Origin of the sequence: Caballeronia cordobensis (assembly GCF_001544575.2) — a bacterium.
Taxonomy (GTDB): domain Bacteria; phylum Pseudomonadota; class Gammaproteobacteria; order Burkholderiales; family Burkholderiaceae; genus Caballeronia; species Caballeronia cordobensis.
On sequence record NZ_FCNY02000007.1, the window covers coordinates 36925 to 52015 of the forward strand.

The 15091-nt window shown below is 64.3% G+C and carries 15 protein-coding genes; 5 read left to right on the top strand and 10 right to left on the bottom strand.

From position 1 onward, the window contains the following. Positions 1-33: 33 nt before the first annotated feature. Positions 34-1434: a glutamate decarboxylase gene (gene gad / locus AWB70_RS14725; RefSeq protein ID WP_053568999.1), complete on the top strand. Its 1401-nt coding sequence runs from the start codon at positions 34-36 to the stop codon at positions 1432-1434. A gap of 6 nt (positions 1435-1440) precedes the next feature. On the opposite strand, the gene AWB70_RS14730 is transcribed toward gad, so the two are convergent. From AWB70_RS14730 to AWB70_RS14745, 4 genes are all read right to left on the bottom strand, one after another. Then, positions 1441-2100: a DUF4148 domain-containing protein gene (locus AWB70_RS14730; protein WP_159680243.1), complete on the bottom strand. Its 660-nt coding sequence runs from the start codon at positions 2098-2100 to the stop codon at positions 1441-1443. Positions 2101-2452: 352 nt separating this feature from the next. After that, on the bottom strand, positions 2453-3187 hold the full coding sequence (locus tag AWB70_RS14735; protein ID WP_053569001.1) for an anti-sigma factor: 735 nt from the start codon (positions 3185-3187) through the stop codon (positions 2453-2455). Beyond that, a complete protein-coding gene (locus AWB70_RS14740) occupies positions 3184-3774 on the bottom strand; it encodes a sigma-70 family RNA polymerase sigma factor (protein ID WP_045453289.1) in 591 nt (196 codons plus the stop codon). Before AWB70_RS14740 ends, AWB70_RS14735 begins: the two co-directional genes overlap by 4 nt. Before the next feature lie 124 nt (positions 3775-3898). Beyond that, entirely contained in the window at positions 3899-4855 is a 957-nt protein-coding gene (locus tag AWB70_RS14745) for a GlxA family transcriptional regulator (RefSeq protein ID WP_053569002.1), read from the bottom strand. A gap of 127 nt (positions 4856-4982) precedes the next feature. Between AWB70_RS14745 and AWB70_RS14750 the strand changes: the two genes are divergently transcribed. The 3 genes from AWB70_RS14750 (at position 4983) to catB (ending at position 7333) form a co-directional block, all read left to right on the top strand. Continuing rightward, positions 4983-5969 carry a nitrilase-related carbon-nitrogen hydrolase gene (locus AWB70_RS14750; protein ID WP_053569003.1) on the top strand — a complete coding sequence of 329 codons (987 nt, stop codon included), beginning with the start codon at positions 4983-4985 and terminating at the stop codon, positions 5967-5969. A 13-nt stretch (positions 5970-5982) separates the two neighbouring features. Next, positions 5983-6525: a carbonic anhydrase gene (locus AWB70_RS14755; RefSeq protein ID WP_053569004.1), complete on the top strand. Its 543-nt coding sequence runs from the start codon at positions 5983-5985 to the stop codon at positions 6523-6525. Between the two features lie 109 nt (positions 6526-6634). Continuing rightward, positions 6635-7333, top strand: coding sequence for a type B chloramphenicol O-acetyltransferase (gene catB / locus AWB70_RS14760; RefSeq protein WP_063786692.1), 699 nt, complete (start codon positions 6635-6637; stop codon positions 7331-7333). Here the strand turns inward: catB and AWB70_RS14765 are convergent. Genes AWB70_RS14765 through AWB70_RS14780 form a run of 4 tightly spaced genes read right to left on the bottom strand, consistent with a single transcriptional unit; the run spans position 7266 to position 12150 of the window. Then, entirely contained in the window at positions 7266-8804 is a 1539-nt protein-coding gene (locus tag AWB70_RS14765; RefSeq protein ID WP_053569005.1) for an efflux transporter outer membrane subunit, read from the bottom strand. The genes catB and AWB70_RS14765 overlap by 68 nt on opposite strands. Next, the gene (locus tag AWB70_RS14770) at positions 8801-9883 is read right to left on the bottom strand and encodes an HlyD family secretion protein (protein WP_053569006.1); all 1083 of its coding nucleotides are present in this window, start codon (positions 9881-9883) and stop codon (positions 8801-8803) included. Before AWB70_RS14770 ends, AWB70_RS14765 begins: the two co-directional genes overlap by 4 nt. Before the next feature lie 12 nt (positions 9884-9895). Further along, complete coding sequence (locus AWB70_RS14775; RefSeq protein ID WP_053569007.1) at positions 9896-11479, bottom strand: MFS transporter; 1584 nt, start codon at positions 11477-11479, stop codon at positions 9896-9898. After that, positions 11476-12150: an antibiotic biosynthesis monooxygenase family protein gene (locus AWB70_RS14780; protein ID WP_053569255.1), complete on the bottom strand. Its 675-nt coding sequence runs from the start codon at positions 12148-12150 to the stop codon at positions 11476-11478. Before AWB70_RS14780 ends, AWB70_RS14775 begins: the two co-directional genes overlap by 4 nt. A 297-nt stretch (positions 12151-12447) precedes the next feature. On the opposite strand from AWB70_RS14780, the gene AWB70_RS14785 reads away from it, so the two are divergent. Then, the gene (locus AWB70_RS14785) at positions 12448-13395 is read left to right on the top strand and encodes a LysR family transcriptional regulator (protein WP_053569008.1); all 948 of its coding nucleotides are present in this window, start codon (positions 12448-12450) and stop codon (positions 13393-13395) included. On the opposite strand, the gene mug is transcribed toward AWB70_RS14785, so the two are convergent. Next, positions 13372-13923 carry a G/U mismatch-specific DNA glycosylase gene (mug, locus tag AWB70_RS14790; protein ID WP_053569009.1) on the bottom strand — a complete coding sequence of 184 codons (552 nt, stop codon included), beginning with the start codon at positions 13921-13923 and terminating at the stop codon, positions 13372-13374. The two genes, AWB70_RS14785 and mug, sit on opposite strands and share 24 nt — an antisense overlap. Then, positions 13920-14957, bottom strand: coding sequence for a GlxA family transcriptional regulator (locus AWB70_RS14795; RefSeq protein ID WP_053569010.1), 1038 nt, complete (start codon positions 14955-14957; stop codon positions 13920-13922). Before AWB70_RS14795 ends, mug begins: the two co-directional genes overlap by 4 nt. Positions 14958-15091: the final 134 nt, after the last annotated feature.

Here is a 15091-nt window from a genome sequence, read left to right on the forward strand (position 1 = left end):
GGCATTTGCATCCGTCACCCGAGAGGTATCGACATGAACGTACCAGCCAGTCCGGACAGCACGCCGCCCGAGAAAGTCACCATGTACGACGAGTTCAATCTTGAAGTGCCGGAGGATGCGTTCCCGCGTCACGGCATCTCGGGGCGCGCGGCGAGCGCACTCGTCTGGAGCGACGAGTGGACCGACACCAATCCGATGCTGAACATGTCGTCGTTCGTCACGACCTTCGCCGAGCCCGAGGCGGTCGAGACGGCGCGGCGCAACATGTACAAGAACTACATCGACCACGACATGTACCCGCAGCTCTTCGCGATGGAAATGCGCATGATCCGCTGGCTGCACGAGCTGTGGAACGGGCCGAAGGAGGCCGAGCCTTATGGCGCCGCGACCATCGGCTCATCGGAGGCGTGCATGCTCGCGGGGCTTGCGCACAAGTGGAGCTGGCGGCAGGCGCGCGAGAAGGCCGGCCGTGACACGTCGCGGCCGAACATGGTCACGGGCGGCAACGTGCAGATCGTCTGGAAGAAATTCCTGCGCTACTTCGATGTCGAGCCGCGCATCGTGCCGCTCAAGCCGGGCAACTATCGGCTGACGGCGGAGCAACTGGACCAGTATGTCGACGAGAACACCATCGCCGTGGTGGCGATTGCAGGCCAGACCTTCACCGGCGAGGACGACGATATTCAGGAGATACACGACTGGCTCGATGCGTACGAGAAGAAAACGGGCATCTCGATTCCGATGCATATCGATGGTGCGTCGGGCGGCTTCGTCAATCCCTTTCTCTATCCCGACTACAAGTGGGATTTCCGTCTGCCGCGCGTGCAGTCGATCAACGCGTCGGGGCACAAGTTCGGTCTGACGCCGCCGGGCCTCGGCTGGGTGGTGTTTCGCGAGCGCAGGATCTTCAACGAGGATCTGATCTTCTACGTGAACTATCTGGGCGGCGAGATGCCCACCGCGACGCTCAACTTCAGCCGCAACGCTGCGCCTATCGCCGTGCAGTATTACCAGTTCCTGCGTCTCGGCTTCGACGGCTACAAGCGGATCATGACGCACACGCTCGCCAACGCCGTCAGGCTGCGCGACGAACTGGTCAAGAGCGGTTACTTCACCATCATGAACGAGACACAGCGCATTCCGGTGGTGGCCGTGACACTCGATCCGAAGGTGAAGAAGTTCAACGAGTTCGACGTGTCGAACAAGGTGCGCGAGAAAGGCTGGGTGCTCTCGGCCTATTCGATGCCGCCCGACGCCGAGGAAGTGCGCAGCCTGCGCGTGGTGGTGCGCCCGCACATCAATCACAACGTCGCGATGAACCTGGCGCGCGATATCGTCGGGGCTTGCGACTATCTCGATGCGCACGGCGGAACGGCTACGCCGCCAACGTTGCACAAGCACGCGACGGAGAAGACGACGCCTGCGAAATGTTAGGTTGCATCAGTCGTTCGACAAGCTCGGCGAGCCGCCGGGGCCATACGGATCGGGATTGCCGAAACGCGGCAGGGAACCGTTGGCTCTCGCCTTGCGCAGTTCGTCCTGAACTTCCTTGCGGGTCTTGGGGCGCGGCGTGATATCCACGACGGGTGGAACGCTGTCCGCATCGATGTTCACAGCCGATGTGCGCGCGCTCGGAACCTCGGGCGTCATCGTCTCGATCGAATGCGGCTCGCTGTGCGGTATCTCGGGCGTTGCAGCGGGAAGCGTGGCTGCCGCGTGCTTCGGGGCTGTCTTGGTCTCATCGACGAGCCGCGGAGGCTTTTTCGCGGGAGGATGCGCGATTGTGCTGCGCGGACGCATGACGACAGGCGCCGTCGATTGCGGAGTAGGGATATCGATTGGCGTGTCGGATGGCGTATCGATCGGTTCGGCCGGCGCTGCGCGTTCCGCTTGCGTCGCCTGCTCGCGCACCGTTCCCAGCGACACCGCCCCGCGTTGCCGCGACGGCCAGATCCGTTCGCCATCGAGGTACGTGCTGTGTCCGATCCACAGACAGGCGACGAAGATCGACACGGCGGCACCGAGACCGGCCACGATAGGCCGATCGGAAAACCTGAACGCAGGCGCGCGTTGCTTGCGATAGCTGCGCCGGGTGTTCATTAGCGCGGCCTCTTTGAACAGAAAATTGCGCATCGATAGAAGTCCGGGAGAAAAGAAAAGAGCGGGCGCGCAGCGTATCGAATTCGTTGCCGCTGCGGACCCGCCGATGCACGTCACGGATGCGTTTCTTATGACAACACGCACGAAGCTCGAGTCATTGGCAACACGCGCTCGCGAGACCGGCGACCCCGCGCCGATCATCGCGATACGCTGTTCTTCGCTTCGTTTTTCGATGGATGGCCTCCTCGCGCCCAGGTCTCCTCGCGGCACGTGACCATTTTTTCGATATATACGAGCGCGACGCACACGCGGATGCGCGCGGCCTCATAAAAAAAGCGGCTTCGAGGAATCGTCAGGTGGAATGCAACTGACCCGTTGCGAGAACGGCCCCGGTCGGCGCGCCGGTCGGCGATCCGCCCGGCGGCTCATCCGATACCGCGAGCACGCCCTGCGTATTCATCTGCGCGATGAGTTCGGGCGGCAGCGTGATGGTCACGGGCTGATCGGACGGGAACACGCCGAGCGCGATGGGCTTGGCGTTCGGCGGGATGAGCCACAGCTCCGTCGCACGATTCGGCGGCAGGTTCACGCGCGCCGTAGGCGTGACGACCATGCGCCCGCGCCGCACATCGACGGTTGCGGTCCAGTGCACCAGACCGTCCTTGCGCGCAATCGATGCGACGATGTAGTCGCCTGGAACGGCCGCCGTCGTCGGCGCTGGCGGTGTGGACTGCATCCGGACGAGGTTCACGCCGAGCAGCACGAGTGCGGCGACGCTCGCGCCGGCCGCGAGCCAGCGCCAGAGACGCAGGCTGTCCTGCCAGCGCGTGCGCGCGGGCGGGCGCACGGGCGGCGTCGCGAAGCCGAGATCCGCGCGGATGCGCGTCCACACGCGCTCGGGCGGTTCCATCGCGCGAATGTCGTCCGCGAGCGGCGCAAGCCGGTTTTGCCACGCATCGAGCGTGCGCTGCAAGCCGGGATCGCGCGACACGTCCGCTTCGAGCGTCGCGCGCGCCTCGGCATCCAGCACGCCGAGCGCATATTCGGCGCAGCGCAGATCGTCGTCGTCGGCGGCGGGCGTGTTCATTCTTCCAGGCAGGTTTTGAGTTGCATCAGGCTGCGGCGAATCCAGCTTTTCATCGTGCCGAGCGGCACGGCAAGCCGTTGCGCCAGTTCGCCGTAAGTCGCGCCGGTGAAGAACGCCTCGCGCACCACGCGCTTGTGTTGCGGCTCGAGCCGGTCGAGACACTGTTCGAGCCGCCGCCTTTCCTCATTCGATTCGGCGGCGACGGCGGGCGTGGGCGATTCGTCGGTTATGTCGGGCGCGGCTTTCTCGCCGAGCAGTTCGTCGCGCTGCTGCCGCATGCGGTCGATCGTGCGATTGCGCGCGAGTGTGGTGAGCCACGTGATGGCGCTGCCGCGGGCCGGATCGAACGTGTCCGCGCGACGCCATGTGGTGACGAAGACTTCCTGCAGCAGGTCTTCGGCTTCGCCGCGATCGTGGATCATGCGTACGATGACGCCGAAAACGCGCGGCGACGTCGCGCGATACAGTTCGGCGAATGCATGCTCGTCGCCGTTCGCGACGTTCGCGAGCATCTGATTCGCGCGCTCGCGTCGCAGACGATCGGCGTCGTCGAAGTGTCCGATACTGCCTGAGGAATCGTCCTTCATGGAAGGAATGAGCCGGCGTGCGCTTTGGACTGGGTATGTCGCGCAATATAGCATTGCGTTTCGTGGCTCGGCGGCGCTTTTTGGGTCATCTTTGCGTGGGCCACGTTCGCTGCACAGCGCGGCTTCAGTTGTCAGTGACAGGTTCCCGGCGGGCGCTCCTGCGCAGGACATCGGCGGGCACACCAAACGTTCGGACGAACGCGCGGCGCATCCGTTCCCGGTCCGCAAAGCCCGTTTCCTGCGCCACCACGTTAATGGTGTGGCGGCCTTGCTCGATCATGAACCGGGCTGCTTCCAGACGAAGCTGTTCCACCGCTTTGGCCGGCGACTGGCCTGTCTCGGCAACGAAGGCACGGCTGAACTGACGAGGACTGAGGCTCGCTACATCGGCAAGCTCCTCGATGGTGAGGGGATTGCGCAGGTTGCGGCGAATGTGCGTGAGGACCAGTTCGATGCGGTCGGACTTGGGCGTCATATCGAGCAGCGCGGAGTGTTGCATCTGCCCACCGAGACGACGCTGATTCATGACAAGCAGCCGCGCGACCATCTTCGCGACGTCGGCGCCGAGGTCGTTGTCGAGCAATGCCAGCGCAAGGTCGATACCGGCCGTCATTCCAGCCGACGTCCAGATCGGACCGTCGTTGACGAAGATGCGGTCTTCCTGCGTGATGACGTTCGGGAACCGCGCCCTGAATTCCGCCGCATGCGCCCAATGCATCGTCGCACGCCTGCCCTCCAGCAGCCCGGCCTCGGCCAGCACGAATGCGCCGCTGCATATCGACGTCATGCGTCTCGATGTCATGGCTGCCTCTTTCACGAAAGCCAGCACGGCGGAGTCGGGAGCCGGGATCTTCATTTCCGTGATCGAGCCGACGATGACCGTGTCGAATGCGGTATCGCCGAATGCCTCTGTCTCCAGCTTCATGCCGCTCGAAGACTCGACAGGACCACCGTGTTCGGACAACAGATGGACGTCGTAGCTCTGGCCTCCACGAGGCATCTTTGCAAGCTCGAACACCGTCAGGGCCGCGAGGCTCATCATCTGAAATCTTCTCGGCACTATGAAGCCAATCCGGTGCATATCTGATCCTGCGGTCGAGCGATGGATGTCATGAAAAGTGGCAACAACGACATGGATCGTAATGGCTCGCGACGTTAAGGTACAAGCACTTCTCTCACCGCTTCGTAGCAACGAAAGGAACACCATCATGTCGAAAATCATCCGGGCCGCAGCCGTTCAGATCGCGCCGGTTCTCTATAGCCGGGAAGGCACTGTAGATAAGGTCGTCAGAAAAATTCTGGAACTCGGCAAGCAGGGCGTCCAGTTCGCGACGTTCCCCGAGACTGTCGTTCCCTATTATCCGTACTTCTCGTTTATCGAATCGCCATTTGCGATGGGCGCCGAGCATTACAAGCTGCTCGAGCAGGCGGTGGTCGTGCCGTCGGACACGACGCGTGCAATCGGCGAAGCGGCGCGCCAGGCTTCGATGGTGGTGTCGATCGGCGTCAATGAACGCGACGGCGGAACGCTGTACAACACGCAACTGCTATTCGATGCCGATGGCACGCTAGTGCAACGGCGCCGGAAGCTCTCGCCGACTTATCACGAGCGAATGGTCTGGGGAATGGGCGACGGCTCCGGCCTGCGTGCGATCGATACCGCCGTGGGACGGGTCGGCCAACTGGCCTGCTGGGAGCACTACAACCCGCTCGCGCGTTACGCGCTGATGGCCGATGGCGAGGAAATCCATTCGGCCATGTACCCGGGTTCGTTCGCCGGGGATCGCTTCTCCGAGCAGATCTCCGTGAACATCCGCCAGCACGCGCTGGAGGCGGGCGCCTTCGTGGTCAACGCGACCGCCTGGCTGACTCCGGAGCAGCAACAGCAGATTCTGCAGGATACCAACACGACCCAGATCGGCCCGATTTCCAGTGGCTGTTTCACCGCGATCGTGTCGCCGGAGGGCGAGTACATGGGTGGCGCGCCGCTGCGTGAGGGGGAGGGCGAGATCATCGCCGATCTGGACTTCTGGCAGATCGACAAGCGCAAACGCATGATGGACTCGCGTGGTCACTACAGCCGCCCCGATGTGCTCGGGCTCGTCATCGACCGCACGCCGAGGTTGCACGTCATCGAGCGGTCAGTGCGTGCGCCGAGCGAAGAGCCGGCGAGCGATCTCGAAGAACTCGCTTGAGGGAGTAAGCAAAATGGACTTCAACCATGTCATGCTGGATCGCAATGCCGACTTCGCAAACAACGCGTTCGCCCCTGAACTGAAGATGATGCCGTCGACGGGAACGGTCGTCGTCGGATGTGTCGATCCTCGCGTCGATCCCGCCAACGTGCTCGGCTTGAAGCAGGGTGAGGCCGCCGTCATTCGCAATGTCGGTGGCCGGATCAACAAGCCGTTGCTGGAAACGCTGGCGGTGTTGAGCGTCGTGGCGAAAGCAGCGGGACGTCCCGATGGTGCGCGCAATCTCGTCCTGCTTCAGCACACGGATTGCGGGATCATCGGCTGCCACAGGCATGCACCCGCGTTGCTCGCGAAGCATCTCGGTGTCGAGGCGGACGCGCTCGATGAACTCGCTATCACCGAACCGTACGAAGCGGTGGCCCTCGACGTCGCAGCACTCCGGGCGAACAAGGACCTGCCCGATAACCTGATCGTGTCGGGACTGGTTTACGACGTCAAAACGGGCCTCGTCAAGACTGTCGTTCCTCCTGCGCCGTTGCGTGAGACTGCAGGCTGAGACTGACGGGAGGAAATAGCCGGCAAGGCCCTCATGCTTGTCTAATTCAGGCCGCATAGAGTCGTGAGTGAACGAGGTCCCTGATCTCGCCCTTTCGACTCGGCACGCCATGCAAAACTACTTCGACGGTCCTTTCAACAGCAAACCGCTCTCGGAACAGGTGACCAATCCAAATATCATCGTGGGACGTTACAGCTATTACGCCGGTTACTATCACGGGCACCCCTTCGATCACTGTGCTCGCTACCTGGGTCCGGATGACACGGGCGGGGACCGGCTGTTCATCGGCAGTTTCTGTTCGATCGGAAGCGGGACGACGTTCATCATGGCGGGCAATCAAGGGCACCGCAGCGACTGGATCAGCACGTTTCCGTTCTTCTACATGCAGGAAGAACAGGCTTTTGCCGGCGCGCTCGATGGATTCGAACGCGCGGGCGACACGATCGTCGGCAGCGATGTCTGGATCGGCACCGAGGCGATGATCATGCCGGGCGTGCGCATCGGTGATGGCGCGGTGATCGGGAGCCGCGCGCTCGTGACGAAGCATGTCGAACCGTACACGGTCGTTGCCGGCAGCCCGGCGAGGCCCATTCGAAAGCGATTCCCGGACAGGGAGGTCGGCATGCTGCTCGAGATGCGCTGGTGGGACTGGTCTATCGAGGAGATCGGCCAGTCGATGAAACTGTTGTGCGCGACGGATATCGAAGCGCTGTATGGGCGTTGGCGCGCGCAGCAAACCCTCACCGCCCCGCATACCGCCCCTCATACGTCGTCTCCCATCCCCCCCCCAGCGACTTGCACAACGTGATCAGATTCTCCGCAGCCGTCGCCTTGCTCCGTTCCAGATTGCTCTGTGCTTCGAGCAATTGCTTCTGCACGTTGAGCACGTCGAGATAGTCGAGCGCCCCGGCCTTGTAACGCTGCTCCGCGACGGCGAGCGCGCGCTGATTCAGGCTCACCACGGACGCAAGCCGTTCGCGTCGCCGCTGCTCGGCATCGTAGACGAGCAGTGCATCGTCCACTTCGCGCCAGGCTTCGAGCACGGTGCGTTTGAAGACGATCGCGGCTTCTTCCTGTTGCGCCTCGCGCAGTTGCAAGGTGCCCTTGAGCCGTCCGCCCTCGAAGATCGGAAACGTGATCGACGGCCCGACGACGAACTGTCCCGACGCCCAGTCAGCGAGACTGGACAATTGCAGACTCTGAAACCCCGCGCTGCCGTTCAGCGAAATGCGCGGATAGAAATCCGCTTTCGCCATGCCGATCGACGCGGTCGCCGCATGCAGTTGCGCCTCGGCCTTTCTGATATCCGGACGCCGCCGCGCAAGTTCCGACGGAAAGCCGACCGGCACCTGTTTCGGCAGCGCCGGTACGTCGCGCGCGTCGGCCAGCATGTCGCGCAGCGCGCCCGGCTGCTCGCCGAGCAACACGCCGATCGCGTTCATGGTGGTATCGCGCCGCGATTCGAGCGTCGGAATCAGGCTCTCGATGGTCTCCATTTGCGCCGATGCATTGGCGACGTCGAGGTCCGTCGTGACGCCTTCGTGCACGCGAATCTTCGTGAGCCTGACCGCATCGCGGGCGATATCGAGATTTTGCCGCGCGATATCGAGCAGCGATTGCGTATCGCGCAAGTCGATGTAGTCGCGCGCCAGTTCCGCGCGGGCCGACAGCAGAATGGCATTGCGGTCCTCGTACGAAGCGTCCGACAACGCGCCCGCAGCCTCGACGCCGCGCCGCACGCGGCCCCAGATGTCGAGTTCCCACGATGCGTCGAAGCCCGCCTGATACAGGTCGTAAGCGGGCGACCCCTTGGACCCCGGCATGCCCGATACCCCGAGCGGCGCGCTGCCCGAGGCCGATTGCGGCTGGCTCGACGCGGGCGTGACGCCGAGCAGCGACAGCACGCCGTTCTCACTGCCGCGCTCGCGGTTGTAGGACGCCGCGGCACCGAGCGTCGGCAGCCCGGCCGCACCCGCGACGCGCTGTTCGGCCCGGCTTTGCCGCAAGCGCGCGGACGCCGCGGCCACGTCGAGGTTGGCATCGGCGAGGCGCTTTTGCAGCGCGTTCAGCACGGGGTCGTCGAAAAGCGTCCACCAGTCGGGATCGAATTCGGCCTGCACGGGCTTGCTCTCCGCCTGCGCGTTGTGCGTGCGTTCGAGCACGTCGGGCGTGGCGCTCTTCGGCGGGACGAAGTCGGGGCCGACCGTGCATCCGGCCATCACGAAGCACGCGAGGAGCGTGAGCGCCAGGGTGCGCAGCGGCATGTCGTTCGGGTTCATTTTGCGTCACCTCCCTGGGCAAGCGTGTCGCGCTGGCCGCCGACAGCCACTTCCGCTTCCACCGACAATCCCACGCTCAACGCGGCGGCGGCCTCCTGCGGGCGATCGATCGTGATCCTGACCGGCACGCGCTGCACGACCTTGGTGAAGTTGCCGGTCGCGTTGTCGGGCGCGATGGGCGCGAAGCTCACGCCGGTCGCGGGGGCGAGACTGTCCACATGTCCCGTGATGACCACGCCCGGAAAGCTCTCCACCTTGATGCGCACGCTTTCGCCGGGCCGCATCCGCGCGATCTGGTTCTCCTGGAAATTGGCGACGACATAGGCGTCGCGCAGCGGCACGATGGCGAGCACCGGCGCGCCGGGCGTGACGAACGCGCCGACGCGCGCCGAGCGCCGCCCGACCTTGCCATCGACGGGCGCACGGATCTCCGTGTACGACAGATTCAGCTTCGCCTGCTCGAGCGCCGCCTCGGCACGCGCGAGCGCGCCGGCCGCCTTGTCGCGCTGCGAGCGCAGCACGTCGAGATTCTGCTCGGTCGTGGTGAGCGCGGCGCGGTCGCGGGCCTGCTGCGCGAGCTGTTGCGCGAGCGTGCTCGACGCGCGCTGCTGCTCCTGCGCGGTGCCCGCGCCCGCCTCCGAGAGATTCTGATAGCGCGAGGCATTCGCGCGCGCGAACTCGATCGCGGCGTCGTCGGCGCGCAGCGTGGCGCGCGCCTGATCGACCAGCGACGGATGCCGAGCGATCTCCGCCTCGAAGTTGGCGACGGCGGCGGTCGCCGCGACCACGTCCGCCTGCGCGCTCATCAACGCGGCGCGAAAGTCGCGGTCGTCGATGCGCACGAGCAGTTGCCCCGCCTTGACCGACTGATTGTCCTCGGCCATGACATCGGCAATCTGGCCGGCGACGCGTGGCGCGACGAGCGTGAAATCGGCCTGTACATAGGCGTCGTTGGTGGATTCGGTGTTCGGATCGGACGAGAATTTGAAGCCGAGCGCGGCCGCAATCGCGAGCGCGACCACCGGCACGGCGATACGAACGATGCGGGAACCGGAGCGGGAAGGTGTGGAGGATGACATGACAGGCGTCCCTTAATGAGAAGAGGGCGGTGTCGTGCTCCACGGCGGATAGATACGCACGGGCAACACCGGAACGAGTAACAGCAGCGCAATGGCGATACAGCCCATCACGCGATAAAGATCGGCGGACATCAGCACCAGCGCCTGTTCGTGCACGCGATGCGCGAGCCCGGCCAGCGCCCCGGCCGTATCGACGCGCTGATCGGCGATGAGCGCGCGATTGCCGAGCTGATCCACCAGCACGTTCGAATGAAAGCGCTCGCGCGCCGTGCCGAGCCCTTCGATGAGCGCGGTGGCGACGGCAGCGGAGAACGTCTTGAGCGAGTTGAACATCGCCGATGCGAACGGGCCTTCCGTCGGCGGCAGGCCGGTGGTGACGCCCATCAGGATCGCGAGAATCACCATCGGCTGCGCGGCGATCTGCAAGGACTGCAGCCAGTAGAAGTTGTCGCGGATCCATTCGGACGTCATGTAACTGCCCATCACGCAGGTCGCGATCATCAGCGAGAGTCCCGTCGCCATCACCCAGCGGGAATCGACGCGCTTCGTGTTCAGGAGTGCGGCTGTCAGCGGCAGCGCGACGAGCAGCGGCACGGCGACCAGCAGCGACAGCGGCGCGCTTTGCAGCGGCCGGTACGCATGGATGCGTGCGAGGTGCTGTCCGGGTATCGCAGCGACGCCGACCAGCAGGATCACCGCGCCGGCGAGCGTCGTGAGACCGTGCGCGAAGTTGCGGCGTGACAGAAGCTGAAGCTTGAAGAACGGCATCGGATGAAACCATTCGTTCGCCAGAAACACGGCGATGAGCGCGCCGCCGCCGAGGAACATCGCGCGAATGAAATCCGATTCGAACCAGTCCAGGCGCTCGCCTTGCAGGAGACCCGTTACGAGCATCGCGATGGCGGGGCCGCCCGTGAGAAAGCCGGTCCAGTTGAAGGCGCGCAGCCGTTCGAGTTTCGGCGCATCGGCGGGCAGGCCTTGCTGAATCGCCACGCAAGCGAGCGCGCCCAGCGGCACGATCTGCCAGAAGGCCATCTTCCAGCTTACGTATTCGGTCCACAGCGCGGCGAGCGGCGTGCCGAGCGCCGGTCCGAAGGTCGCAGTCAGTGCGTAGCCTGCGAGGCCGTACAGCTTGATCTTCGGCGGCAGATAACGCAGCGCGACGATGATCAGCATCGGCGGAAGACAACCACCCGCGATGCCTTGCAACACGCGCAATCCATAGAGCGACGCGAGGTTCGGCGCGAACGGGCACAGCAGTCCGAAGCCCATGGTGGCGAGCGTCGCGCCGATCGTGAACCGCTTGAGCGTGAAGGTGATGCCGAACCACGGCGCGAAGACCATCGTGGCGACGTTGGCCGCTTCGAAAAGCGTGGTGAGCCAGGTGCCTTCATCATGGCCGATCGACAGCGCGCCCTGAACGTCGGTCATTGCGATCGCCGTGACCTGCTCGTTCAGGATCGCCAGCAGCGAAGCGAGCAGCATGCCGATCAGCCCCGTGGCGAGACGAGGCGAAAACGCGGCTTGCGGCGCGGCGCTGTGCTTGACGGGCGTCGGCGCGTGCACCACGTCGATTGGGCGGTCGATGGTGCTCATTTTGTTCGCTGCGCCTCTTCGAAGTATTGCGGCGCTTCGCGGCGGTCGAACATGCCGTATTCGCGAATCACGCGAATGTGGCGCAAGCGCACGTCGCCGGGTTGCGCCGCTTCGCGCACATAGGAATCGGCGGCGGCCTGGTCGCGCCATGTCGCTACCGCGATGACGTCGCCCGGCGAGAGCAGCGCATCGAACACGTCCCACGCGACGAGACCGGGCGCGGCGATATCGAGACCCAGCGACTTCGCGATGGCCTGCGGATCGGCGTCGCCGAGCCACGCCGGCTTGCGCGTGGCTTCGTGCAACGTGACCGCCTTGCCCGCGCCGGTCTCGGTGACGTCCAGACGTTGTTCCTGCAAGACCTGTCCTTCCGGGATGTGCGTATCCGCGACGATCTGTCCGATGCGCAGCCGATAATCGGCGAACACGCGGTCGCGCGCCGCCTGCTGAATCGTGTGATGCTTGCTTGTCGTGCGCCAGCGCACCAGCGACTTCTCATCGCGCCAGCTCGACAGCGACAGCAGCCAGCCCTCGCGCGTGAGGCTGCCGTATCGCGTGTTATCGACGAAGCCGTCGATCTTGTCCAGCTCGGGACGCAGCACCTTCGCCATGCCGAGATACGCGTCGAACTGTTCGGGCATGGGGTTGACTTCGAGCATTGCAGAGAACATGTGCAGCCTCCAGACTGGTTCGTTATGCGATGCGACATGAAGACGTTGTATGTCGGTCGTCGCGTTGAATGAATTGTCGGCGACGCGGCGTGCTTGTTGAAGTTCGAGTCGCACCGGAATCGGGACAATGAGTGTTCTGCTTGGGCCACGGCAGGCGGCATGAAGCGGTCGCGCGCAGCGCGCATTCGTCATGGGCCAATTCGTTTCGGCATCAGGCCAATTCGACTTGTGCATCGCCGCGCCTTGCGCATGGCTGCCTAGAATGCCGATACGGATGTTCGCGGCTCGGGATTGGGAATGGACAGATTGCGTGAAATGGAAGTCTTCGTCGCCATCGTGGATAGCGGTGGCTTCACGAGCGCATCGGAGCGGCTTGGATTGTCGACCGCGGCGGTATCGCGGGCGCTCAATTCGCTCGAAGCGCGCACCGGCGCGCAATTGCTCGCGCGCACGACACGCTCCGTGCGTCCCACCGATGCGGGCATCGCCTATCTCGATGCGTGCAGGCAAGTGCTCGATGCCGTCGCGGACGCCGAAGCGAATCTCGGCGCGTGGCACGTCAAACCGGTGGGAACGCTGACGCTGTCGGCGCCCGTTCTATTCGGTCAGCGCTTCGTCGCGCCGCTCGTCAACGCCTTTGCCATGCGCTATCCGGACGTCAACATCAACGCGGTGTATATCGACCGCACCACGCGCTTGCTGGAAGAAGGCGTCGATGTCGCGATTCGCATCGGCCATCTCGGCGATTCGACGACGTTCGCGGTGCCGCTGGGTTTCGTGCGGCGCAAGACTTACGCGTCGCCGGCCTATCTGGCGGCGCATGGAGAACCGATGCATCCGCGCGAGCTGACGCGGCACGCCTGCGTGTCGTACACGGGCCTGACGCAGCCGATGGAATGGGTGTTCGCGGAGCGCGGCGCGCGTTTGCCGGTGCGGATTCAGCCGCGCATGATCGTCGATCTCGCGCCCGCCGCCATCGCCGCCGCCAGCGATGGCGTGGGCATCACGCAACTGTTTTCCTATCAGGCGACGCCGGAAGTGCTGGACCGCAGGCTTCGGCCGGTTCTCACCGCGTTCGAGCCCGAGGCGGTGCCGGTGAATCTGCTGCATGTGGAGCGCCGTGGCGCGAGCGGAAAGATTCGCGCATTCCTCGAATTCGTGACTGAGGCCTTGCGCAACAACGTGCATCTGCAATGCGCGGCGAGCTCGATGCTCGCGCCTTCAGGCAAGGTCTCGCGACGCTGAAGCCGCTTCGGTCGAGAAAGCGGCAACATGCAACTCGCGATAGGCGAGCACGAGCGCATCGAGGCTGAAGGAGCGGTTCAGGCCGCTCGGATTCGGCAAGACCCAGGCGCGCGCGCCGCCGAATGTGTCTTCCTGCAGTCCCCATGCGATATCGCGTTTGCCGGTCATCGCGCAGAGCGCCATCTTGCCGAGAAACGCGATGTAGTGTGGCGCGAAGCTGCGCATCTTCAGTTCGAACGACGCGGCCGCCGCTTCGATCTCGATGCGCGAAAGATGATCCGCCCGCGCCGTGGGACGCGCGACGGCCGTGGTGAGTCCGCATCCATATCGAAGGAATGCGCTGCCGTCTTCGGGACGCAGCAACTCCGGCGTGAAGCCCGCGAGATGAACCGTGCGCCAGAAACGATTGCCTCGGCCCGCGAAGTGTTGTCCCGTCGATGCGGCAAGCATGCCCGGATTGATGCCGCAAAACACGACACGCAAGCCGGGTTCGAGAACGTCGGGAAGCGCTTGCACAGGTACCGTCATGCGGCCTCGGCCAGCGCTTCCAGCTCCATCGGCACGACAGTTTCGATCGTCTCGACATGATGCACGGGCCGAGTCTGCGCCGCGCCACGGAAGCGCGCGCGGTACTGCTTCGGCGTGACGTTCAGACGCCGCGAAAAGGTCGTGCGCATATGCGTCGCGCTATGAAAGCCGCATTCGAAGGCGATGGTCTTGAGCGGCGCGTCGCTGGATTCGAGCCGCTTTCTGGCCGTATCGACGCGAACCTGTTCGACGAACGCCGACGGCGTGACCTGCGCATACTTCGCGAACACGCGGGAAAAGGTCCGGCGGCTCACCGATACCGCGTTCGCGAGTTGCTCGATGGAAAGCGCATCGCCGATATGCTCGGTCACGTAGCGATGTACCCTGGAGATGATCGGCGCTTCTTCCGTGACCTCGGCGAGATAGGGGCTGTACTGCGACTGCCCGCCTTCGCGCTGAATGTAGACGATGAGGCGCCGGGCCACGCGCATGGCGTGTTCATGGCCCCAGTCTTCGGCGACCAGCGACAGACACAGATCGATGCCCGCCGAAACGCCCGCCGAGGTGAAGAGGTTGTCATCGCGCATGAAGATCTTGTCCGGCTGCACGCGCGCACGCGGAAACGTCCTGGCGAGGCGTCCCGCATCGGCCCAGTGCGTCGTGACCTGCTTGCCATCGAGCAGACCGGCATGACCGAGCACGAAAGCGCCGTTACACACCGCGCCGAAGCGCGCCGCGCCAAGCGCCTGCCTGCGCAGCCACGCGAGGAATTCGACCGGCGGATCCCAGTCGGGCAACTGCGGCCCGCCGGCCACGAGCAGCAGGTCGTACTGGATATCGGAGTCGAGATAGCCGACCGGCACGACCAGTTGCATTCCGTTGGAACAGGTGACGAGGCCCGCTTCGCGCCCGACCAGCGAGACTTCATAGCGCTGATCCGCGGGCAGATGCGTGTTGGCTTCCGCGAATACGTCGAGCGGGCCTGCAACGTCGAGCGCCTGCACACCGTCGAACAGAATTATGGCGACTTTCATGCCGTGACCTTCGTGAGGGGAAAAGATCGACTAGGACCGATGAGCCAGTCTATCGCAGGCCTCGCGCGCGAGTGTCGCCCTGGCCGGTAAATGACTTTTGCGTCCGTGTAACAAACGCGCCTCCTCGCCTCGCG